At 76.8% G+C, this 837-nt stretch carries 1 protein-coding gene; it reads left to right on the top strand.

Going from position 1 to position 837, the window contains the following annotated elements:
* Window positions 1-53: 53 nt before the first annotated feature.
* Entirely contained in the window at window positions 54-764 is a 711-nt protein-coding gene (locus ACYVE9_RS28960; protein WP_461030846.1) for a class F sortase, read from the top strand.
* The last annotated feature ends 73 nt before the right edge of the window (window positions 765-837 follow it).

The raw sequence follows: 837 nt of genomic DNA, 5'->3' as shown, positions 1-837 counted from the left end.
GCGACGCGCAGCTGCCGACACCGCCCGGCCCGGCGACGCCCACTGAGCCGGCCGTGTCGGAGGAGACGCGCTCGGCGGGCAGCGGCCGGCTGATGACCGGTGCGGCCTGGGCCGTGCTGCTGCTCGCCCTGTGGCTGTGGGGCAAGGACCTCACCGACGGCGACTTCGGGGCGCCGGTGCTCGGTGACGTCTCCCGCTCGGCGGAGGCTGCCGACGGGCAGCCGCTGCCGCCGGCGCACCCACCGCTGCGTCACACCACCGGGCCGGAGGCCGACCCGGTCGGCATCGAGATCAAGAAGCTGGGGGTGCGGGCGGAGATCGTGCGCCGGGGTCTGGACCGGGACGGGGCGATCGACCCGCCGCCGCTGAGCCGGGCGGAGAAGGTCGGCTGGTACGCGGCGGGCCCGGTACCCGGCGCGGCGGGCGCGGCCCTGCTCGTCGGGCACGTGGACACCGAGAGCGACCGTGCGGTGTTCTACGGGCTGAGCACCGTCGAGCCGGGCACAGCGGTGCGGGTCACCAGGGCCGACGGCTCGGTCGCCGAGTTCACCGTGGAGGCCGTCGACGTGCTCCAGCGCGACGACTTCGACGCGGCCAGGGCGTACGGGGCGCGTGCCGACGGCCGGGCGGAGCTGCGGATCATCACCTGCGGCGGCACCTTCGACCGGGAGCAGCGGGCCTACACCGCCAACGTGGTGGTCTCGGCCTACCTCACCGGGACCGGCGGCGCGGCCGACGCGGACAGCGGGACGACCACCACCTGACGCTCCGCCGCCCCCGGCTCAGGACCGGTCGCCCGGACCGGCCCTCGGCCCACCGGCTGCGGACCGCGATCCG

Source organism: Streptomyces sparsus, assembly GCF_054776295.1.
This window is presented reverse-complemented; position numbering and strand designations above follow the sequence as displayed.